21 protein-coding genes are annotated in these 21,381 nt (G+C 47.7%); 13 read left to right on the top strand and 8 right to left on the bottom strand.

Annotated elements, in window-relative coordinates:
• Positions 1 to 53: 53 nt before the first annotated feature.
• Positions 54 to 1,505, bottom strand: coding sequence for a molybdate ABC transporter ATP-binding protein ModF (gene modF, locus G5S52_RS06940; protein WP_165012382.1), 1,452 nt, complete (start codon positions 1,503 to 1,505; stop codon positions 54 to 56).
• Positions 1,506 to 1,726: 221 nt separating this feature from the next.
• Here modF and G5S52_RS06945 point away from each other — a divergent pair, with 221 nt between their 5' ends.
• The 6 genes from G5S52_RS06945 (at position 1,727) to G5S52_RS06970 (ending at position 6,293) form a co-directional block, all read left to right on the top strand.
• Entirely contained in the window at positions 1,727 to 2,104 is a 378-nt protein-coding gene (locus G5S52_RS06945) for a VOC family protein (protein ID WP_165012383.1), read from the top strand.
• Between the two features lie 120 nt (positions 2,105 to 2,224).
• Positions 2,225 to 2,578, top strand: a complete 354-nt coding sequence (locus G5S52_RS06950) for a tRNA-binding protein (protein ID WP_165012384.1) — start codon at positions 2,225 to 2,227, stop codon at positions 2,576 to 2,578.
• A gap of 216 nt (positions 2,579 to 2,794) precedes the next feature.
• Complete coding sequence (locus G5S52_RS06955) at positions 2,795 to 3,247, top strand: Fur family transcriptional regulator (RefSeq protein ID WP_165012385.1); 453 nt, start codon at positions 2,795 to 2,797, stop codon at positions 3,245 to 3,247.
• A gap of 105 nt (positions 3,248 to 3,352) precedes the next feature.
• Positions 3,353 to 4,687 (top strand): dihydroorotase, encoded by a 1,335-nt coding sequence (locus tag G5S52_RS06960; RefSeq protein ID WP_165012386.1) that lies wholly within the window; start codon positions 3,353 to 3,355, stop codon positions 4,685 to 4,687.
• A 45-nt stretch (positions 4,688 to 4,732) separates the two neighbouring features.
• Positions 4,733 to 5,293 carry an LbetaH domain-containing protein gene (locus G5S52_RS06965; RefSeq protein ID WP_165012387.1) on the top strand — a complete coding sequence of 187 codons (561 nt, stop codon included), beginning with the start codon at positions 4,733 to 4,735 and terminating at the stop codon, positions 5,291 to 5,293.
• Positions 5,283 to 6,293, top strand: a complete 1,011-nt coding sequence (locus G5S52_RS06970; RefSeq protein WP_165012388.1) for a CobW family GTP-binding protein — start codon at positions 5,283 to 5,285, stop codon at positions 6,291 to 6,293. The genes G5S52_RS06965 and G5S52_RS06970 overlap by 11 nt, the downstream gene beginning before the upstream one ends.
• 42 nt (positions 6,294 to 6,335) lie before the next feature.
• Here G5S52_RS06970 and G5S52_RS06975 read toward each other — a convergent pair whose 3' ends face one another.
• Entirely contained in the window at positions 6,336 to 6,749 is a 414-nt protein-coding gene (locus G5S52_RS06975; RefSeq protein ID WP_165012389.1) for a MarR family winged helix-turn-helix transcriptional regulator, read from the bottom strand.
• Positions 6,750 to 6,877: 128 nt separating this feature from the next.
• On the opposite strand from G5S52_RS06975, the gene G5S52_RS06980 reads away from it, so the two are divergent.
• Positions 6,878 to 7,108, top strand: coding sequence for a hexameric tyrosine-coordinated heme protein (locus tag G5S52_RS06980; RefSeq protein WP_165012390.1), 231 nt, complete (start codon positions 6,878 to 6,880; stop codon positions 7,106 to 7,108).
• 51 nt (positions 7,109 to 7,159) lie between these two features.
• Here G5S52_RS06980 and G5S52_RS06985 read toward each other — a convergent pair whose 3' ends face one another.
• The 4 genes from G5S52_RS06985 to G5S52_RS07000 all read right to left on the bottom strand — a co-directional run bounded on the left by G5S52_RS06985 (position 7,160) and on the right by G5S52_RS07000 (position 11,247).
• Positions 7,160 to 9,013 carry a bifunctional sugar phosphate isomerase/epimerase/4-hydroxyphenylpyruvate dioxygenase family protein gene (locus tag G5S52_RS06985; protein WP_165012391.1) on the bottom strand — a complete coding sequence of 618 codons (1,854 nt, stop codon included), beginning with the start codon at positions 9,011 to 9,013 and terminating at the stop codon, positions 7,160 to 7,162.
• Positions 9,010 to 9,468: a type II 3-dehydroquinate dehydratase gene (gene aroQ / locus G5S52_RS06990; protein ID WP_165012392.1), complete on the bottom strand. Its 459-nt coding sequence runs from the start codon at positions 9,466 to 9,468 to the stop codon at positions 9,010 to 9,012. The genes G5S52_RS06985 and aroQ overlap by 4 nt, the downstream gene beginning before the upstream one ends.
• Positions 9,469 to 9,479: 11 nt before the next feature.
• Positions 9,480 to 10,544: a Gfo/Idh/MocA family protein gene (locus G5S52_RS06995; protein WP_165012393.1), complete on the bottom strand. Its 1,065-nt coding sequence runs from the start codon at positions 10,542 to 10,544 to the stop codon at positions 9,480 to 9,482.
• Between the two features lie 61 nt (positions 10,545 to 10,605).
• Positions 10,606 to 11,247, bottom strand: a complete 642-nt coding sequence (locus tag G5S52_RS07000; RefSeq protein ID WP_165012394.1) for a GntR family transcriptional regulator — start codon at positions 11,245 to 11,247, stop codon at positions 10,606 to 10,608.
• A 286-nt stretch (positions 11,248 to 11,533) separates the two neighbouring features.
• On the opposite strand from G5S52_RS07000, the gene G5S52_RS24180 reads away from it, so the two are divergent.
• Genes G5S52_RS24180 through G5S52_RS07010 form a run of 3 tightly spaced genes read left to right on the top strand, consistent with a single transcriptional unit; the run spans position 11,534 to position 13,466 of the window.
• A complete protein-coding gene (locus G5S52_RS24180; protein WP_268895510.1) occupies positions 11,534 to 11,662 on the top strand; it encodes a hypothetical protein in 129 nt (42 codons plus the stop codon).
• A gap of 11 nt (positions 11,663 to 11,673) precedes the next feature.
• The gene (locus G5S52_RS07005) at positions 11,674 to 12,177 is read left to right on the top strand and encodes a TRAP transporter small permease (RefSeq protein ID WP_046306845.1); all 504 of its coding nucleotides are present in this window, start codon (positions 11,674 to 11,676) and stop codon (positions 12,175 to 12,177) included.
• Positions 12,174 to 13,466: a TRAP transporter large permease gene (locus G5S52_RS07010; protein ID WP_062661292.1), complete on the top strand. Its 1,293-nt coding sequence runs from the start codon at positions 12,174 to 12,176 to the stop codon at positions 13,464 to 13,466. Before G5S52_RS07005 ends, G5S52_RS07010 begins: the two co-directional genes overlap by 4 nt.
• A 91-nt stretch (positions 13,467 to 13,557) precedes the next feature.
• Here G5S52_RS07010 and G5S52_RS07015 read toward each other — a convergent pair whose 3' ends face one another.
• Positions 13,558 to 16,479, bottom strand: coding sequence for an ATP-binding response regulator (locus G5S52_RS07015; RefSeq protein WP_165012395.1), 2,922 nt, complete (start codon positions 16,477 to 16,479; stop codon positions 13,558 to 13,560).
• A complete protein-coding gene (locus G5S52_RS07020) occupies positions 16,472 to 17,740 on the bottom strand; it encodes an acyl-homoserine-lactone synthase (RefSeq protein ID WP_165012396.1) in 1,269 nt (422 codons plus the stop codon). The genes G5S52_RS07015 and G5S52_RS07020 overlap by 8 nt, the downstream gene beginning before the upstream one ends.
• 318 nt (positions 17,741 to 18,058) lie before the next feature.
• Here G5S52_RS07020 and G5S52_RS07025 point away from each other — a divergent pair, with 318 nt between their 5' ends.
• The 3 genes from G5S52_RS07025 to G5S52_RS07035 all read left to right on the top strand — a co-directional run bounded on the left by G5S52_RS07025 (position 18,059) and on the right by G5S52_RS07035 (position 21,360).
• The gene (locus G5S52_RS07025; protein ID WP_002541905.1) at positions 18,059 to 18,274 is read left to right on the top strand and encodes a hypothetical protein; all 216 of its coding nucleotides are present in this window, start codon (positions 18,059 to 18,061) and stop codon (positions 18,272 to 18,274) included.
• A 335-nt stretch (positions 18,275 to 18,609) separates the two neighbouring features.
• Positions 18,610 to 19,668, top strand: a complete 1,059-nt coding sequence (locus tag G5S52_RS07030) for an AraC family transcriptional regulator (RefSeq protein WP_165012397.1) — start codon at positions 18,610 to 18,612, stop codon at positions 19,666 to 19,668.
• A 216-nt stretch (positions 19,669 to 19,884) separates the two neighbouring features.
• Positions 19,885 to 21,360, top strand: coding sequence for a coniferyl aldehyde dehydrogenase (locus G5S52_RS07035; protein ID WP_165012398.1), 1,476 nt, complete (start codon positions 19,885 to 19,887; stop codon positions 21,358 to 21,360).
• Positions 21,361 to 21,381: the final 21 nt, after the last annotated feature.

A 21,381-nucleotide genomic window follows, 5' to 3' on the forward strand; every position in this document is an offset into this window, starting at 1 on the left:
CGGATATACCCAAACAAGCTGATTTGAAAGATAGGCCGCAGATGCGGCCTTTTTTATCTTCCTTCTAATTCGGCGCGGTAACACTGAGCGGTGTCGTCGTAAACAAACGTCAGTGTGTTTTTGATGCTTTCCAGCTCATCATCCTGATAGTGCGAAACGTAGAGAAGCTGACTTAGGTTCTCGCGCGCTATCAACTCCAAGGTATTCTTCATCAGGCGTCGTCCTAAATAGTCTAAGCCTTGATAGGGCTCATCCAGAATCAGCAGAGTGGGTTGCTTCACAATTGCGCGAGCAATTAGCAACAGGCGTTGTTGTCCGTATTCCAGCTTTCGGAAAGGTGTTTTGGCATATTGGCTCATGTGCAGAATGTCGAGCCATTCACGGGCGATGGTGCGTTCCTGAATGCTTGGTTGGGAATACAAGCCAATGGAATCATAGAAGCCGGAAAGAATGACATCCAATGCCGAACAGCTAACGCGATATTGCAGGTGAAGGGCAGAAGAAACCATGCCGATATGCTTTTTAATCTCCCACACCGTTTCGCCTGAGCCACGCTTTTTCCCGAAGATGTGAATGTCGTTGCTGTAGCATTGCGGATGATCGCCAAAGATCATTCCCAGGATGGTGCTTTTTCCGCAGCCATTTGGGCCTTTAACTTGCCAATGCTCGCCTTTATCAATTCGCCAGTTCACGCCGGTGAAAATGGTCTTCTCTGTGTATTCAACTTTGCCATCTCTCAATTCGAAAATCGGGTTTTCAAATTGTGTAGCGTGCTGATAACGACGGATAAGCGTCATCATCTCTTCACTTTGTTGTTCAGACTGCGCGGCAATTTGCTGAATGATGGGGTGGTTGTCCCATCCTGCTTTGTCTATCAGTTCTACCAATTTTCCACGCTCAAACATGGCGACATGGTCAACCCAATCGGGAAGGTCTTCTTCCCGCGCAAATACCACCATCATCTGAACAGAGTTCGAGAGCTTTTCCAGATAGTCAGCAAGTGATTGACGGTGGGCAATATCCAAGCCGGCAAAAGGGTTGTCCAGCACCACAAAGTCAGGTTTTTCTGCTAATGCGCGAGCCAGCATCACACGGCGGGTTTCCCCAGTGGAAAGCACGCGAAAGCCACTCTCTTTGAGATGAACGAGATCGAGATCTTCAATCAATTGATGGGTCAATGCAGCGTCTTCACATTGTTCGAAAATCAGGTCATAGACGCTGGTGCCGGTATCTATCCGGTCAAGAAAGTCAGTGTCATCTTTGGCGCGCTCTTCCTCCAACAGTTTTTGCTGTTCGGCTAGCGAAACCTGCGCAATTTTGCCATCGCCGATTTTCAGCTCGCCATCGAATTCGATGGTTCCGCACAACACGCCACCCAGAAGAGAGCCAATGTCACCTTCCGTGCTAAAAACCGCCCAAGATTCATTGTTGGCAATCGTCCAGTTCTCGATGTGAAGCGTAGACGTTGAGCTTTGTGAGATGAACTGCTTGAAGTTGATATCCATATCGTTTTGTTATTGGTTGTTTTGTCAGCAAGTAGGGGAGTTATAGCAAGTTTATAAATAGGAGTCAGTACATGCTTGTTTGTTGAACTTGTCGATATAGGGTTGAATCTCCAACTACCTCGCAGTTTTCGCCCTGAAAGTTGGCTTTTGGGTCAATGGCGCCAAGAAAGGATTTAGTCTGAGCCATCTACTAAAGAAAGTTAATTAAAAGCAGGGAAAACATGAATTTAAATCAAGTGACATTAGCGGTGCATGACATGGAATCTGCGGTCGCATTCTATAAAAAGCTCGGGCTTATTCAGATTGTTAGTGATGATCACTACGCACGTTTTTGCTTTCCAGAAGGTGACGCAAGCTTCTCTATCTTCCTCGATCCTGGAAAGGAAGGGGTGATAAGTCGTGGCGTGGTTTACTTTGAACATGAAAAGCTTGATGAGCTCGTCGAGCGGCTAAAAGTCGAGGGCATTGAATTCGACCAAGAGCCAACGATGAAGCCGTATCTCTGGAAAGAAGCGGCGCTAAGAGACCCATCAGGCAACGAAATTAAACTGTATTGGGCAGGAGAGAATCGCCTGAATCCACCATGGAAAATTGATTAAAGAAATGCTCAGGCACCAATTTTGAGATTTCCGAATCATAGGGATTTAAAAGTCATTTCAATGGTGTAGCTTGTTTAGGTATATCAGTATTGTAAGCGCTGTGAAGACAAGGATATCTGTATGAAACCCGCACCAATTAAAGACGAAATCACATTTGATGACTTTGCGAAAGTGGACATCCGAGTTGGAAAAATCATCGAAGTCAGTGAAGTCGCTAAATCCGATAAACTGATGAAGCTGACCGTTGATTTTGGCGACCACACGCGTTCAATTTTGGCGGGGATAAAGCAAGAGCGTGAAAATCCCAAGGAGATTGAAGGTAAACAGGCTTTGTTTGTCGTAAACCTGCCGGAGAGAAAAATGGCTGGTGAGGTGTCTCAGGGCATGCTTTTCGATATTGGTTATGAAGACAAGCTACAACCTTGCTTAGCCTGCCCAGAAACCGAAACGCATAATGGTGCAAGAGCGGGTTAAACTAATAGCCAGGAACACTATCTAGAACAGGAAAGCCATCATTGAGATGGCTTTTTTCGTATAGGCCCTTTGATTCAACACCACATGCTTCGCTACTGAATTGGCCTCCCCCTGATAATCACAAGTCTATAGATAACTTGGTTGTCTCATTGGTGATATGTTATAACATAACAATTGTGTTTATATTTCGAGCGGAGAAATCACGGAAGGCTCACCATGACTGACTTAGACGCACTGATAGAAAAAGTCGCGCAGAAATGCAAAGCGAAAGGAAAACAACTCACTGCCAAGCGTAAGTTGGTTTTAAAAGCGCTCGTTCATTCTGAAAAATCCCTCTCTGCTTATGAGTTGGTCGATTATTGCAAATCGGAATTCGGGCAGAGCGTTCAACCGATGTCGGTATATCGCAGCCTAGACTTTCTGGAAAGCGAACATCTCGCCCACAAATTAAAAGTATCGAATAAGTTCATTGCTTGCTCTCACATCTCCTGCGATCACGAGCATGGCGTCCCTCAGTTCCTAATCTGCGCGAAGTGCGACAAGATCATAGAACAGGCCATCGACCCCAAACTCGCTTCCAGCCTGCAGTCAGGTGCACGAAAAGAGGGGTTCACAGTGGTTAGCCCCCAACTCGAAATCACCTGTGTATGTGATGAATGCGCTAAGTGAGTCTAAGTCACTGAACCTCTAACGACGAGAAATCGCGTCTTCCACCCTTTCCCAACATAACACCATCTTTTCCATGCGTTAGTTTTAAGGAGAAATCTAAACGCCATGTCTGCAACACTGATTAAAAACGCCCGTGTCGTCAACGAAGGGCGGGTCCAAGAGAGAGATTTGAGAATTGTCGGCCAGCGGATTGAGAAAATCGATTCACATATTATCGCCGCTCCGACTGAACAGATCGTAGAGGCTAATGGCCGCTTCATTCTGCCCGGAATGATTGATGATCAGGTGCACTTCAGGGAGCCAGGCTTAACGCATAAAGGCTCTATTGCTTCTGAGTCCTGCGCAGCAGTCGCTGGTGGGATTACCAGCTATATGGAAATGCCCAATGTCAGCCCTGCCACGACCACGATTGAAGCGTTAGAACGCAAGTTTGATATTGCGGCCAACAATTCCTTGGCGAATTACTCGTTTTACCTTGGTGCAACGGAAGACAACCTGGAGCAAATTAAGCGACTGAATCCAGAAACACACTGTGGTGTTAAGGTGTTTATGGGCGCGTCCACTGGCGATTTGTTGGTGGAAAACCCAACGGCATTGGAAGGCATCTTCCGTGAGTCGCCCGTGCTCATTGTCACGCATTGTGAAAGCGGGGCAGTTATCGCAAAAAACCGGGAAGCGCTTCTTCGTAAAAAGTCCGCGTTCACGATCCATGATCATCCTGTGCTGAGGGATGATGAAGCCTGCTATGCCTCTTCTTCTTATGCCGTGGACTTAGCGAAACGTCATGGTAGCCATCTTCATGTTCTACACATCACAACTGAAAAAGAGCTTTCTCTTCTCCAAACAGGGCCCATTGAGCTGAAACGCATTACCGCTGAAGCCTGCGTGCATCACCTCTGGTTCAGTGAAGAAGACTATGCGGTGCTGGGAAACCTGATTAAGTGTAACCCTGCTATCAAGAAAGCCAGCGATCGTGAAGCGCTGATCCGGGCACTTCATACCAACCAAATTGACATCATCGCCACTGACCATGCACCTCATACTTTTGAAGAAAAGCAGGTGGGCTTTGAGCAGGCTCCAGCAGGTTTACCTTTGGTACAACATGCGTTGTTGACGTTGCTTGACCATGTCAGTCACGGTCGACTCGATATTACTCAAGTGGTTGAGAAAACCGCGCACAATCCCGCTATTCGTTACGGAATTAGAGAGCGTGGTTTTGTCCGTGAAGGTTACTTTGCTGATTTGGTGCTGGTGGATGATAAACAGACCACTGAGGTTAGCCACGACAATGCGTTGTATCACTGCGGATGGACGCCTTTTGCAGGCCATCAATTTTCGTCGCAGATAGTTAGTACCTGGGTGAATGGCGGATTGGTTTATCACAATAACAAGGTGCTGGATGACGACTCACCCGCGATGAGGCTGGTGTTCGCTCGTTAATGCTCTTTGGATTCAAACAAATACTGAAGCAAGTTGAGACCCCCTATGTTAAGAAAAAATCCAAACGGAGACATGCCTGTTGTATCGGAGAATGCGTTCGTCGATCCCACGGCGATCATCTGCGGCAAAGTGATTATTGAAGACAACGTATTTGTTGGTCCTTATGCCGTGATTCGTGCGGATGAGGTGAACGATGCGGGTGAAATGGAACCCATCCTTATCAAGTGTGACACCAATATTCAGGATGGTGTTGTGATTCATTCTAAAGCAGGCGCTGCGGTAACCATTGGTGAGCGCACATCGATTGCGCACCGCTCAATCATTCACGGACCATGTGAAGTGTGTGATGACGTTTTCATTGGTTTTAACTCAGTGGTGTTTAATGCTGTTGTCAGTAAGCACTGTGTCATCCGCCATAACTGTGTTGTAGACGGAATGGATCTCCCTGAAAGCTTCCATGTGCCGCCAATGACCAACATCGGCGAGGGCTTCGATCTAAACAGTATCTCTAAAGTGCCACCGGAGTATTCAGCGTTTTCAGAGTCTGTGGTTTCCGCCAATCACACTTTGGTACAGGGTTACAGGAGGATCGCCAATGAGCTCTGATAATGCGGCGATTCTGAGTGTGCCAACCAACATTATTACCGGCTTCCTTGGCGTAGGTAAAACCTCCGCCATCTTGCATCTGATGAAGAACAAACCGGAGAACGAGCGTTGGGCTGTATTGGTGAATGAGTTTGGAGAGATCGGTGTCGATGGCAGCCTTTTTCAAGGGCAGCATAGCGAAGGAGAGAAAGTGTTCATTCAGGAAGTGCCAGGTGGCTGCATGTGTTGCTCAGCGGGACTTCCTATGCAAATCGCGCTAAATCAATTACTAATCGAAGCCAAACCAGATCGACTGCTGATTGAACCGACCGGCCTTGGACACCCCAAAGAAGTCCTGGAAGTCTTGTCCTCAGAACACTATCGCGATGTTCTATCAATTCAAAAAACGCTGACTTTGGTTGATGCGAGAAAACTGTCAGACGAGCGCTATATCCATCACGATACTTTTAATCAGCAGATTGCGATTGCCGACACTGTTGTGGGTAACAAGCTGGATCTCTATGCCGAAGGGGACAAAGCCTTGCTGGAAGCGTATGTGAAAAAGCATGCTCATCCAGATGTGAACGTGCTGTTCACGCGTCACGGACAAATCGACTTTAAGGAATTTGAAGGAGAGACCTTCATGACGCAGCCACATGCGCATGATCACCACCATCATCATCACCACGGCAGTAAACCTCTTGCCTCAGAAGCGCCTATGCCAGAAACCGGGGTGTTGATGGCAAAGAACGAGGGTGAAGGTTTTGAAAGCGTCGGATGGCGATTTTCACCAGACAAGGTCTTTGATAGAAAGAAACTTTCTTTGCTTCTGCATGACCTTGATGTCGAGCGAATGAAAGCCGTATTCATCACTGATGATGGAGTGTTTGGTTACAACCTTTCCGAATCAAGCATGTTGGAAATGGAGCTGGATGATTGTGTCGAAAGCCGGATTGAGCTTATTGCACAAGTGGTTGATGTTAGTTTCGAAGATAAACTCATGGGGTGTTTGAGCTCTTGAGATAATGCGAAGCCGTCGAAAGACGGCTTTTTCCACTGCGTATTAGCGACCTAGCTTTTTACAAAGCGAGATCATGGTGTTCGCTTCTTCAGCGCTGAGCCCAGTCATGCAGAATACTTTGTCGGTAATATCTGCACTGTTTTGGGACAGCTCAATGCCTTCTTGGGTTAATACGACAGACTTCTGCCTGTCATTGTCTGGAAGGGCGGCACGTCGGATAAGTCCTTTTTGTTCCAGACGTTTTAGCAGCGGCGTCATCGTTGCTTTGCTGAGTTCAGCTCTTGAAGCTAACTCAGTGATAGATAGCTTGTCCTCTTTCCAAAGCACCATCATCACCACAAACTGCGTGTAGGTCAGTCCCAATGGGTCCAGCAATTGCCTATACAAAGACGTTACGCGGTTAGACGCTGAATAAAGGGCGAAACAAAGCTGTTTATCGATATCTGCAACGGCCAAGGTGATCTCCAATAACTTCCAACTTGTCTCATTATCTACGACTTGCCTTCATTGTCACATTATTTCGTTGACATATAGTTAGTGTACGAACAGTATGTGTGCGAGCAATTAAGAATAAGGAGACTAATATGAGTGATACATGGTTACCAACGTTAATCACAGAGAGCCCAGAAGCTGGCTATCAACTTGCCATTAAAATGTCCCGAATGGGCGTGAAATATACACAGCCTTCAGCGGAAGCGAGAGAGAAGCTACGTCCCAAATATGCGGAAAGTGCAGACAGTTTGATCGCGGTTTCCCACGTTGTTGCCGTGAATTTTCAGACGGTTGCGGCGGCGAATAATTATTGGAAGGCTTGACTGTATGTTAAGGACTCAAAGCCATCTTGGTGATGGCTTTGAGTGGTTAGGTTAGCTGCTCAATTCCCTTGCCTGCATGGTCAATCTCATCTGACTGTTTGCAGCGCCAAATCCTTGATACCCATTTCTCTGAACGATTTCGAAACAGAACCTGCCTGCAAACATAGAGGTGTAGAGCTGGTAGAAGCTGCCATTCTCGTCTTCATCGTAAAGAATGTTGTAGCGTTTGAGCTTTTCAATCACTTCATCAGAAAGGGTAAACCGGGCGGCCAAATCATCATAATAATTGGCGGTGACGGGCATCGTCTCAGTCTGTTGTTTGGCCATAAATTCTGCGGTGGCAAAAATATCCTTGGTTGAAAGAGCGATGTGATTAACGCCGGTACCCGCGTATTGATCAAGAATTCGGCTGGATACGGTACGCGAAGCTTGGGTACTGTTAAGCGTGAAACTTACCCCTTTATCAGGCGTTTGCAGGGCCTGACTTTTCACCAAGCCACCAGGGTCTGAAACGCTGACGGTTGGCATGGTTTTCATACTGAACATTGCACGATAGAGCAGCACCGAGTGAAGCATTTCTTCATAACTCATGGTGGTGGCTACGTGGTCAACTTTGTTGAGGAAAGCGTGCTGAGTGGCGTCTTCATGCCATTTGAATTCGCGCTCCCAATGAGGAGGCTGGTCAGCGTCATCCACCATGTAAAGGAGGCTTTGACCCGGGCCATAGATGGCAGGAATACCATGCGTGTCATTTTCAAGGTTTCCGTAAACCGGCGAGAACTCAAGCTTCTTGGCTCTCTCCACCATATCGCCCACATTGGTACAGGTTAAACCCACAGCACAAACGGAGACGCCATGCTGCTGGTGGAAGTTTTGGGCGAAGCTGTCTGGCTCCATATTCATCACCAGATGGATGTTCCCCTGTTTCCACAACTCCACATCTTTATGTTTGTGGGTGGCAGCGTGGCAAAAACCAAGCTGAGACAGCAGCTTGGTCAGGGCGAGCTTTTCATTGTCGCTTACGGCGAATTCAATAAACTGTACTTCGCTGGGCGGGTTGACACTCGGAATTTCAAGCGCTTCCGTATCAGCGGATTTTTCTGCCGCGCGGTTGGCGTAAACCAGTGAACGGTAGCCGTCACGGGCAGTTTTTTCCGTCGAGCCTGCACGGAATTGATCGTTGAAAATCTCCAGAGAGAAAGGCCCGTCGTAACCCGTCGCGTGAAGGTTAGACACAAACTGACCAATAGGAAGATCGCCCTGTCCAGGGAAGCAGCGGTAGTGTCGGCTCCAACTGAGATGATCCATCGAAAGGCTAGGGGCATCGGCAACCTGTACGAGGAAAATTCTGTCGCCGGGAATGTTGAGCATGGTATCCAGCTCGGTCTGGCGAGAAAAAATGTGGAAAGTGTCGAGACACAGCCCGACATTTTTGTGATTGGCGCGACGCACAATTTCCCATGAGTCGCGATAATCATAAACGTATTTACCCCATCCCAAGGCTTCATAGGCAACCCGCATGTTGCGTTTGGCTGCGCGCTCGCCAAGCTCATGGAAATCATCTGCTGCGCGTTGAATGCCGCCCAAAGCTTGCGGCGACACGCTGCTGCAGACCATCAACAAATCGGTGCCCAGCTCTTCCATCAGATCAAACTTTCTTTCCGCGCGATCAAACGCTTTCTCCCGGTAAGGGGAAGGGAGGCCTTCGAAATCGCGGAAGGGTTGATAGGTCACAACCTCAAGACCGTGATCGTCTAACATGCTTCGGATTTCGTGAACCGAACCGTTGTGAGTGATTAAATCGCTCTCAAATATTTCGACGCCACGAAAGCCTGCTTTGGCAATCGCTTCAATCTTTTGGCGGAATGTACCCGAAAGGCAAATGGTTGCTATGGAGTAAATCATGACTGCGCTCCCCGTTTAACAATAAGTCCCTCAATGGCCAGTGCGTAACCTTGAACTCCAAACCCAACAATCACACCGACTGCGACAGGTGAAAGGTAGGAGTGATGGCGAAACGATTCACGAGCATGCACATTGGAAATATGAAGCTCAATCACAGGGACTTCAGCTGCTTTAATCGCGTCATAAAGGGCGATAGAGGTATGCGTGTAAGCGCCAGCGTTGAACACTACGCCGATCATTTTCCCTGCTTTTACTGCGCGGCCAGCATTGTGCAGTGCTTCAATCAGTTCGCCTTCATGGTTGCTCTGGAAGCACTCGACGGTGACATCATGTTTAGCGCCAGTATCTCGGCAAAGCTGTTCGACATCCGCCAATGTACTGTGTCCATACAGACCAGGTTCGCGTTGGCCAAGCATGTTCAGGTTAGGGCCGTTCATGACCAGAATGGATTTCATTTCGAGCCCTCCTACGCGATGTCATCGATGTAAACGGTGCGACCAGTCTTCACAGCCTCAACCACGGCTTCTGTCACGCGAAGGTTTTGCAGGCCGTCTCGTACCGTGACCAATGGTTTTTCTTCTTTACGGATCACGCGACAGAAGTGATTAAGCTGTTCAATCAGTGGATCTTTACGTTCGAGCGATACGTTTTCACATTCGAAAGGTTTCCACCATGAGCGGTCTTCTTCGTTTTGGTAGTACTTAAGGCGCATCGTTGGCACTGAAATCGAACCACTGGTACCAGCGATGTGGTAACAATCTTCATCGGGATAGCTCGCGTAGGCTTTGTTTTCCTGTGAGGTTTGCTCCCAGCTTTGACCAGAACCTGCGGTGTCTGAAAGTAGGAAAGTACCGAGTGCACCGTTGGCAAAGCTGAGGTTGATAGAAACGGTATCTTCAACCTCGAACTTACGTCTGCGGTTAGATGCCATAGACTGCACAGCGACAATTTCGCCGCATAGATAGCGTAGATTGCCGATGTCATGAATAAGGTTTATCAGAATTGGGCCGCCACCTTCTTTGGTGCGCCATGGCGCTGCTACAAAGTAATCGTCAGGTTTGTAGAACATGGCGCTACCATGAGCAGCCACCACCTGACCAATCGCGCCCGTTTCAATGATTTCACGGGTACGTTTGATAATAGGGCTATGCATACGGTGGTGGCCGACCAGCAAGGTGTCCCAGATGCCTGGTTCTTTGGTGGCGATGTCGAGTAATGAGTTAGCTTCTTCAACGGTGTGAGACACTGGCTTCTCAATCAGAGCCGGCACACGATATTCAATACAGAGCTTGGCTTGTTGGACATGCAGGTTATTAGGTGTGGCGAGAATGACACCGTCTGCGATGCCTGATTCGAGCAGCTCTATCAGGTTTTCAAAGTGAGGCACGCCATACTCGTTTGCCAGTGCCTTGCTGGCCTCAAAAGGATCGACAATCGCTGCCAAATCACATGCTTTGCTTTCAGAAACGAGTCGGATGTGGTTTTTGCCGATTAATCCAGCGCCAACCACGGCAATTCTAGGCTTCTCCATTGAGTTCTAACTTCCTTGTTATGATTTTGTCTTTGTTATGTGCGGCAGGGTGAGTCTGCCGTTATTGGGTACTTGTTTCTCTCATTCGTGTTAGAAATCCACCTAGATGGGCTTCTAACGCATTCACACAAGCAGAAAGATCGCGATTCAGCGCGGCGTCTAACACTGTCTGGTGCTCATCCACCACATACTTTCCGCGGAAACCTTCGGTACGCAGTTCCATGACGACAAACTGCCTAAATTGATCGTAGACCTGTCTGTGGTAGTGCATGTGTAATTCTGACTGGCATGCGCCAATCAAAGCTGCATGAAATTCGTAATCGCACCGGTGCCACATCATGAAATACTCATCGATGTTTTCGCGCATTTTGCTCTCGACGTGTTCGAGTTTATGGTGGGCAGCAACCAGGTTGCTTTCCCATTCCATATCGCCGTTTGCAAAGGATGCGCGGGCGCCATCTGTTTCAAGAAGAATGCGAAGTCGGGTGAGCTCTTCCATCTTCTGGATTGAAAAGCTTGCGACATGAAAGCCTTTCTGGCCTTCTGCAATCACCAAGCCTTCAGAGGAGAGTCTTGTCAGGCTTTCGCGCAAAAGATTCACACCACTGCCATAGCGTTCTTTCAGCGATTCCATTCTGAGCCGGCTTCCCGGCTCAAACTCACCTTTCAACAAATCCGTGCGAAGTGTTTCGTACAGCGTCATTTATCTATGCCTCAATGAAACTGAGCTCTAGAGAGAAAATCACGTCGTGTCCATCACGACGCCTTTTCAGTTTTACTCCCTAAACTTCTCTGCATCTGTCTCGTTTGTGTGAATAGGCTATAAATCTAAAAATATCCCCTAATTTGAAAAATAGGTGACGTTTTAACAAATGAGACACAATCGGGTAACAAATGGGCAATTACATCGTCTAGGCTAATGACAGTTCAATAAGGGCGAATGCTCTATACAAAAAAGAGAGTAAATCTCTGACAACAAGGAGTGAAGTATGGAAGGACTCTGGGACAGGGAAGGCTGTCGCCATGGATTAGGGCGGGGGAATACCAAGGTCGATTTGGTGTTTCCTGAACTAAGCATCCAGCGCTTTAGTTTGATTGCCGATAAGCACAACAACTAGGGAGTCATGTTGTGAAAACGATTCTGCACTGGTTACAGCGAATAGCAGATGGCGTTGCAGTCACCATGTTGGCGGTAATGTTCCTTCTCTTTTGTGCGCAAATATTTTCCCGCTACGTCTTGAATGATCCGATTGGCTGGTCGTCAGAAGTGCTTCTGACACTTTGGCTGTGGGTGATCTTCTGGGCTGGCGCGTTTTGTCTGCGTCATAAAGATCACATTCGCTTTGATCTTCTCTTTTTAAGTGTGCCTGGGAAGGTACAACGTATTTTTCTGATCTTGTCTGCATTGGGCATCATCATCGGTTTCGGGATGAGCTTTTTGCCGACGTGGGACTACATCACGTTCTACAAAATCAAGAAAAGCGCGATTTTGAAATGGCGCCTCGATTATGTATTCAGTATTTACGGGATTTTCCTTGGCGCGATTATTCTCCGCTACGGCCTTGCACTGATTCAATTCCTGAATCCGAACTACAAAGTGCAAGAAGACAAGGATGAGCAGGTGGAAGAATGAGTTTAGCTTTAACACTATGTCTGGTGACAGTGCTGTTGCTGGCGGCTTTCGGTACGCCAGTATCTTTCTCTATGATTATTGGTGCCATTGTTTACTTGGCAGTCAGTGGTCAGGACTTGGCGCTGGCAGGCGAACAAATTATTCAGGGGTTCTACAACAGCTTTATTCTGTTGGCTGTGCCTCTTTTTATTGCTGCGGCGAACATTATGAACGCAGGCAGTATCACGGACAGACTACTCCAGTTTTGTGTCGCAATGGTTGGCCATTTTCGTGGCGGCTTAGGACACGTTAACATCGTTTCCAGTCTGATCTTCTCGGGTATGTCGGGTTCTGCGGTAGCTGACGCCGCGGGCGTAGGCCGCGTTATCATTAACATGATGACCAAAGATGGTCGCTATCCGCCGTCTTATGCAGCAGCGATTACTGCCGCCTCAGCGACAATTGGTCCGATCATTCCGCCTTCGATTCCGATGGTCATATACGCCTTGGTGTCTGATACCTCTGTCGGTTACCTCTTTATCGCAGGTTTGGTACCGGGTCTTCTGATGGGTGTGGTTCTGATGGGCCTGAACGCCTATATGGCGACCAAGATGGATATCCCGAAAGAGCCACGCACGCCGATGAAGGATATCCCACGCATCACATTCCGCGCGCTGCCAACCTTGATGATGCCAGCGATCCTGCTGTTCGGTATTTACGGTGGTATCACTACGCCAACCGAAGCGGCGGCAGTGGCGGCAGCCTATGCCTTGATTCTGGCAGTCGCGTACCGTTCAATCAGCTTCAAGCAACTGTACATGGCGCTGAAAGAAAGCGCGTACTCGTCGGCATCTGTCGGTCTGGTTATCGGTTCTGCACTGATCTTCAACTACATCGTAGCGACAGAGAATGTTCCGACCGCGATTGCAGAAATGATTACGGCGGCAGACTTGTCACCGCTGCAGTTCTTGCTGATTGTTAACCTGATTTATCTCGGTCTTGGCTTCCTGCTGGATGCTACCACCGTGATTCTGGTTATCGTGCCACTCTTTGTACCTGCCTGTCGTGAATTGGGTATCGACCTTGTTCACTTCGGTGTGGTGACCATCGTGAACTTGATGATTGGCCTGATTACACCACCTTATGGGGTCTTGCTGTTCGTGATAAACGGCACCACTAAGATTCCGTTGGCGGGCATTATCAAGCAAGTGATTCCGTTCATCTTCGTTCTGCTGGCAGCACTGTTCATTATGATCTTGTTCCCAGACTTGATCCTAAGTATGCCAAGGTTGATGGGCTATCAGGGATAGCGATTTCATCTGGTACATAAAAAGAAAAGGCCTTTATGGCCTTTTCTTGTTTTTGGAGAACGTACTGCTTTACGCGACTAGCAAATAGCGCTTAATGCTTAATGTCCGGTACGTTGCTGATGGTTTCATGGCTGGCAAACCCATGCACCAGCCACTTTGTCAGCGTTCTTAATAACTGCTGTTTGGTAATGGGTTTCACCAAGTGATCTTGCATCACCTCTCGGATGGCGAGCGTCACTTCTTCGCTGTATTCGCCAGACAGGGCAACCACTGGGATTGGCCCAACCAAACGGCGAATTTCATGGGTGGCTTCAATACCGTTTCGACCCGGCATGTGAATGTCCATCAGGATCAAATCGAAATGTTCTGTTTTCACCTTCTGAATGGATTCGTCGCCTGAAGCGGCTTCTTCGACTTCAATGCCTTCGCTGGTGAGGTAGGCTTTCACCAGCATGCGGTTGACCTGCATGTCGTCCACAACCAGAACCCGTTTCCCAATTAGACTGCCGAGTTTTGCCAGCTTGCCTTCGTCAATCAGGTTGTCAAAGGAGCGAAGAAACTGGAGCTTGTTGAACACACCTTCAAGCTCACCCTGCACCAGATGCTCCGAGAAGGTAGAAGGCACGGTTTGGGCGTTGGTATCGAATACCAGCACAGGAGTTACCTGAGCATGGTGACCCAAATCACCGGCGCGCAGCGCTTTCACCAATGCCATGTCCTGTTCCAGCATAGCGCGCTCCAGCACAATGAAATCGACAGGCTGGTTAAGCTCGTGGGTGAATCCTGTCTCGATATCATGAGCAAAACAGACGTTGATGTCTAACGCGCCGAATTCCTTAGAAAGCCAACTGCCAGCCTCAGGTTGGGCAACAACCAGACATGACTTGGCGGCAGCAAACTGTTTGATGCGGCTTTGGGTTTCTTCATCCTGCTCTTGTTGGTCAACAGAAGGGAAGGTTAAGACAAATTCGGTGTATTCACCTTCAACAGAGTCGCAGCGTATTGTGCCGCCAAAGGACTCCATTACCCGTTTGCAGTAAGACAGGCCAAGGCCATTGCCTTGCTGTTTACCGCTGGTGTAGAACTCATCAAAGATATGCGAAAGCTGCGCTACCGGGATCCCGGGTCCGGTATCGACAACATGCACTGAATTCCCGCCTTTCGAATGCGCAAAGTGAATTCTGATGCGACTTTCCGGATGAGAGTCGAAGTAGTACACCGCATTTTTTAGCAGGTTTAAGAGCACAAAGCTGTAGAGGGTATCGCTGCCGTGGAAGAAGAAGTCATCCTGCACATTCAGGTCAATCCGGCTTCTGTGGTCTTCACTGTAGAAACTGAAATCCTTGATCGCTTGTGTTGTCAAATCTGCCGCAGAGTAATAAGCGAATAAGCTGGTGCTGATGCCGTCTCCGCGAAGCTCATCCAGAATGGCATCGATAAAACGGGTGCCGAGTTGAACGGCTTTTTTACCTTCTGACAATTCTTGATAGAGCTTCTGCATTTCCTGAGAAGCAAAAGGCGCAAGCGAGCCATTTTCGACACCAAACATGTCCGCATCGATTCTCTCGAAATGGTATTTAATTTTCGTGAGTGGATTGCGGATTTCATGGGCGATAGAACCTGCTAATACCTGCGATTTTCGCACTTTGTCTTCGGTCACGATAAAGCGGTTAGCTTCATCGAAAAGCCGTTGTAATCCCATGATTTCTTCACTGGAGAAAAGGTCGTTGTCTTTTGACACCATATAAAGGTGCGTAACCTCTTTCTTCTCGTTCGTAATGGGAAGCACCAGAGAAGTCCCTGCATTGACCATTGCCCGGGTGACATCAAGCAACTCCTCCTGTACCTCAGGCTCCTCATGCTTGATTTCATACTCCAGCTCTTCTTTCACCAGCACTGAGCGGTCGCCATGGAAACAGGAGAGGAATACATTGTTGTCTGCGTTGTTGTCGACCTTTTGAATTCGGCCAAATTTGGCATTCAACACTTCGTTAAGCTGAACCACGGCATCATCGGTGGAATAGCGGAACTCCCCAATCAGGTTACAGATGTTTTCAACCGGGTTGCCTTTCTCTTTATAGAAGAGGCGGTTCACTTTTCCGCGAATGTACTTGTGTGAGCGGTTCCAGAACATACCGGCCAGTACTGTCCAAGCCACAAAGATGACGCTTTCCATCGGGAAGTGACGGGCCGTCAATAGCGATATAGGCACGATATACAGCGACGCGTTAATCAGGAAGCTGACGATGATCATCGCGATATAACGGCTGCTGTAAAAGCGGTTGTGCAACAAGGCATAACCAACCAGCAGAGCTTCAATGATGGACAGGGCAGGCGGCACCCAGACGACCGAGAAATCGTTGAATACCACAGGAATAAGGAAATGCGCCATAAACGTCGAGACGATAAAGGCGACCATCCCCAACACCATGTACTTTGCCTTGATCTGCTGCAGTTTGATTTTGCTTCGGCTGGAATAGACGAAGTTGGTCAGGGTCATGATGATCAGCAGGATCAGAATCCCGAAAAATACGCCACTTGTCGGTCCAAAGTGTATGACGAAGTTGCCGATGTCATATACGTCTACGGAAACGACATTCAGTCCAGGCACTAAATTGGTGATCAAGGTGATTGCGCAGGTGGTGAGGAAAAACCACCAGTGCCAGCGTTTTATTTGAAACCCTTCATGTTCCGACACTAATCGGCAGGAAAAAAGGTAAGCAAAAGCAAAAGCTAATCCCGAAAACAGGTTTGCCGCCAGTGCCATGAGAGTTGCACCGGGCTCCCCAAAGTACACCAAAAGGCCAGACTGGAAGTAGGCGTTCGACAGAATCCACGCCGAAATGAAGGCGGTATAAAGGGTGTATGGGCGATACAAAGGTCGGGTGATCCCCGACCTGTTTTTTGCCAGCGCCCGTGCGAAATTGGTGGCCCAAATCGCGACAATACTGGCGATAGCGACAAGGAATATCGCTATATAGTTACTGGAGATAGCCCCGATAAAATCATGCATTGGCAGAGGCTCTCGCGAGTTTTCGCATTGAAATAATTCTCTTGTTGTAATCTCTGAAGCTGTTTTCTTCGAATGCCTGACTCATTGGGCCTGTGAAAACGACACCTTGATAAGTGGTTAACGCTGTACCCGCGACTTGCTGTTGGCAAAGCGCGACGTAAGGCAGAATGTTTTTACTGTCGTTATTCACTGATTGGTAGAACCCGAGGATAGAAGGTTGTTCGACGATGGTGTAAGCCACCTCAAGGCCAATATCAGCCAGTTTCAACGTCAAGTATTTGAGTGTCAGGTAAAGGACATGGTTCAACTTCTCGCGTGGTCCGCTGATGGCCATTCTGATTATTTCACAGACAGCTTGCTTTTGTGTGACAGCTCGCAAAAGGGAATAATCAAACTTTTCAACAGATTGCATATTTAATTTACTTTTCAGTCGGTTAGAGAAAATGCCGGACTGTTCTAATGTGCTAATTTTCTCATTTGATAAGGTGAGAGTCCAACTGTCTGTTTGGAAGAAGGGGTCAAACGTCAACCAGTTGTCATGTTGCTCATAACGCTGAATAAGCGCAGAAGAGAGAAGCAACGGAGCCTGGCCACCAATATCTTGGTACAGGATGAAGTGCTCACCGGACGCAGAAATATCCAGGTAGTAAAGCATCTCGTACCAATGCTGTTGCTTCACAAAGGTTTCAAGGTTGATGAGGACGTTGGCAAGAGAAAGCGTCATCGGATACAGAGAATGACTGGTTAAGAACAATCTCTCATCGTTCCGGATGTCTTCCACCACTTCGTAGCGGTACATTTCGCTCACATTTTCCTCAGAACCGCTTGGCGGACATTGCTCATCATAGTGTGCTTGCAGATGGCGTTTGGCCTGCTGGTTGATTTGAAACGCTTTAAACTCTGCCCAACACATCAGAATATCACCATAGAAAGCAATAGCTGTGCGCTCGATATACAAGAACAAGGATGGAAGATTGTTAATGGGCTTCACACCGGTAATCGTTTGTGCCAGCGGCGATGTCAGCGTGGTGTAGAGGTTGCCACGGGGTGCATCTTGATCCTGCATTTGATGGATTTCATTTACGCGATACGAAACGATTTTTTCGAACAGGTCAAAGTAATGATTTTCATACATATATTCTTCAACGGACTGCATGAAAGCCTGCTTATTACTCTCAGTTGCTTGTGCATTGCTCAACGCAATGATGGTTTGCTGAAGGTTGGTATGAAGGGAAGATGGCTTGATATTGATGTCGTACATACTTAATTCCTCGACGTGGTTCAAAAAAGTCCAGTTAAGTGTACGATCTCTTTAATACGGCCATGCGATGACAATCACAAATGTCCACTTATTGAAACAATTTCGACCATTTACATAAAAGAGAGCGATTGCTTAACGCTATCTAGCTGAGAAGGCAGAAAAGTTGCCTGAGGTGAAATTGATTGGTTTTTGTGGTGATGATGTTGCCAAGTTTTACAGGCAGATGAATTGCGTGAGTCAGTCAGGATTTTGATACAACTTTGGTGAGGATCTCTCACTAGGGTAATGAGGTGTTTCCTTTGCCTGAGAGGAGCTACCATGAGTGAGAAGGACACCTTTGCCGAAGTGGTCGACATGCATCACGGAGGAAAGAACAAATTGGAAATTGCGAATGAATTATCGCAACAGGGCTGGGCTTTTTATGACGCTTTGGAGTTTACGGAAAGTGTCTACGAGCATGAGTCTCTTTCTGACCCTATAAGGATGGGAAGCTCGTTGGAAGAGATGCGAAAGCAGCCTCCGATAGATTTTTAAATGCTTATACTCAAACAACCTGAATGCGAGCATCTTCAGGTCGTTTGGGCATACCTATACGAAGCCAGCACTCGCTGGCTTTATTCTTTCCAATAGTAGTTAGATTTCATAAAACGTTCGCTTTGGTCGAATAAGTCAATATTAAGAATCACGTTTCATTAATTGGATGAACACCTGTTTAAACCATTAAATCCATCAAAACTTGAATATGGTCATTTATATCTTTGCCACTCACACTATCGTTACTTAATGCAACATGGTTGCAACATTGATGGGGTGTATACCTAGCTGCAGATTCAGTGCTTGCGGCCCGGTATTTCAAGGAAGTGACTAGTATGAACGCATATTATTCAACATTGAGTGGATGGCTTATCCCTATTACCCGGGCGATGAAAAGCCATGATATCGATCCGATCAAAACCTTAGAAAGGTTTGGCATTTCTCCTTCTGAAGTGAACGATCCTGAAGGAAGAGTCTGCGTGCAAAGCCTTGGCAATCTCTTCGCTTACTGCAACAGCAAAGTAGGTGGTCGCGCTTTTAATATCGAAGTGGCGCGAAGCTTTCATCCCTCCGTGCTTCATGCACTTGGCTATGCAGTGCAATCTGCATACAGCCTTCAAGAAGCGTTGGAACGCGTCGCCCAATATAAACGTGTGGTTTCCAACTGCTGCAACATGTACGCCTATGAGGAAAGGGGTGTCGACTTCGTGTCAGATCTGGAAGTCTATCGCTACGCAGACAGCGGCCGTCAGGTGCTTACGCCTCATATGATCGAAGCGTTTCAGGCAACGCTGGTGCAATTATCCCGCGACATTGTTGGTCGTGACTTCAATCCAATCAAAATCCAATTTAACTTCGAGCGTCCAAGCACGGATTGCGAAGTGGCGGCAGCGTTTTTCGATTGTCCCATTGAATATGGCTGCGATCGCAATGCGGTTGTGATGGATGCGGAAATTGCTCGAGCCCAGTCGATTGGCAGTAATCCTGCTATCAACGAAATGCACCTCGAAATGCTGAACAAATTCATGTGTCGGGTAGATAAAACCAATCTGACCTTCCAGATTGAAACCCGAATTGTGGATGAACTACCGCTCGGTGCACCGTCTCAGGCGGATGTTGCAAAACAGCTGGGACTGAGCCTCAGAAACCTTCAGCGCAAACTGAATGATCAGGGAACCTGTTATAAAGACATCCTCGACAATACGCGTAAGAGGCTGACGATGAACTACATCAAGCAACCTCACATGAGTATCAGTGAAATAGGTTACTTGGTGGGATTTTCCAATGTGGCTAACTTCAATCGCGCATTCAGGCGTTGGGAGGGGTGTGCACCTGGTGCATATCGTCACCGTTATCTTTCGGCAAATACCTTGGCAGAAAGCTGTCGCCATTAATCAATCAACAAACAGATTTTCACTCAGGGGCGCCATTTTGGCGCTCCTTTTTTATATTAAAGATAAATACAGATAAGCCTTTGGCATAAATTAACAAAGCCTTCTCCCGTCGTTGGCGCATATTGAGTACTCAGTATCGAAGAAGTTATGCATCCTTCTGATATCCAAACCTATCGGAAATCTCAGAAAAAGGAGGCTTGCAGTCGGGAGAACAATATGAATAACGCAGAGAAACTTTCTGAGCCGGTCATGATGGAACAAGAAACGGCCCAGTGCTCTGAAAATAAGAGCGCAGAAACCATCAACACCTTGTTCTATGTGCAAAAACGCGCCTTTAACAAAGACAGATACCCCAGTTACGAAAGCCGGGTTGCGGATTTGAAATTACTTAAATCTGCCATTCATCGTGAAAAGGAAAATTTGCTGAGAGCGTTGGAGCAAGACTTCGGCTATCGAAGTCACGATGAGAGTATGCTGGGCGACATCTTTTCTTCTCTGTCCTCGATTGACTACACGATCAAGCATCTTCGTCGCTGGATAAAACCTCAAAAACGCAAAGTCGGCATTGTCTTTCAGCCTGCCAAGGCAGAAATTCATTATCAGCCTTTGGGCGTGGTAGGGATCATTTCGCCTTGGAACTACCCGGTCTTTCTGACCATCGGACCATTGGTGGCCGCAATTGCGGCAGGAAACCGCGCGATGATCAAAGTGTCGGAATACACCCCCGCGACCAATGCGGTGCTGGTGGACATGCTCGCCAGCGTCTTTCCGCGCGACAAAGTGCATGTGGTGGAAGGGGATGCCAATGTGGCCAAATCTTTCTCTGAATTGCCTTTTGATCACCTGCTGTTTACTGGCTCAACGCAGGTTGGCAGGCATGTGATGCTAGCCGCTGCCGACAAACTCGTTCCAGTGACCCTTGAATTAGGCGGGAAATCGCCGGTGATCATTGATGACAAGATCCCCCTGAATGAAGCCGTTAAACGCTTTATCTATGGCAAAACCATGAATGCAGGACAAACCTGCGTTTCTCCAGACTACATTTATTGCCCGAATGAAAGATTGGATGAGTTGGTTGCGGAGATACGCCGTCGCTATGAATCCATGTACCCCTCAACACTGGGGAATGACAAACGTACCCGGGTGATCAATCCCAAGCAGTTCGAGCGTTTGATGGGGTATTTGGAGGAAGCACAGGCACAAGGTGCTCAGGTCGTGCATCTTGGTGAGCTTGATGTCCAACCGGAAGGTTGCTTTATGCCTCTGACATTGGTGTTGGGTGCCAGTGCATCTATGAAAGTCATGCAGGAAGAAATCTTTGGCCCAATCTTACCGATTCTTGGTTATCAGGATACCCAGGATGTGATTGATGCTATTAACAGCAACGCACGCCCACTTGGGTTGTATGTTCTGAGTTTTGACAAAGACTTCCAGCGTCGGTTTTTGAGAGAAACGCACGCGGGTGGTGTTTGTATCAATGACGCGGCATTCCATGTGGTTGTCGATGACTTGCCATTTGGTGGTGTTGGAGATTCAGGTATGGGCAGCTACCACGGTGTGGAAGGCTTCAGAACGTTCTCCCACTGCAAATCGGTTTTGGTACGCGGGAAATTGTTTTTCAGCGATATGCTCTTCCCACCGTACGGCAAAAAAATGCATCACTTGTTCTACAAGTTCTTTGTTGGAGAGTAGAGACGTGACGCTGTCACGATA

Source organism: Grimontia sedimenti, assembly GCF_011045095.1.
Lineage (GTDB): Bacteria > Pseudomonadota > Gammaproteobacteria > Enterobacterales > Vibrionaceae > Enterovibrio > Enterovibrio sedimenti.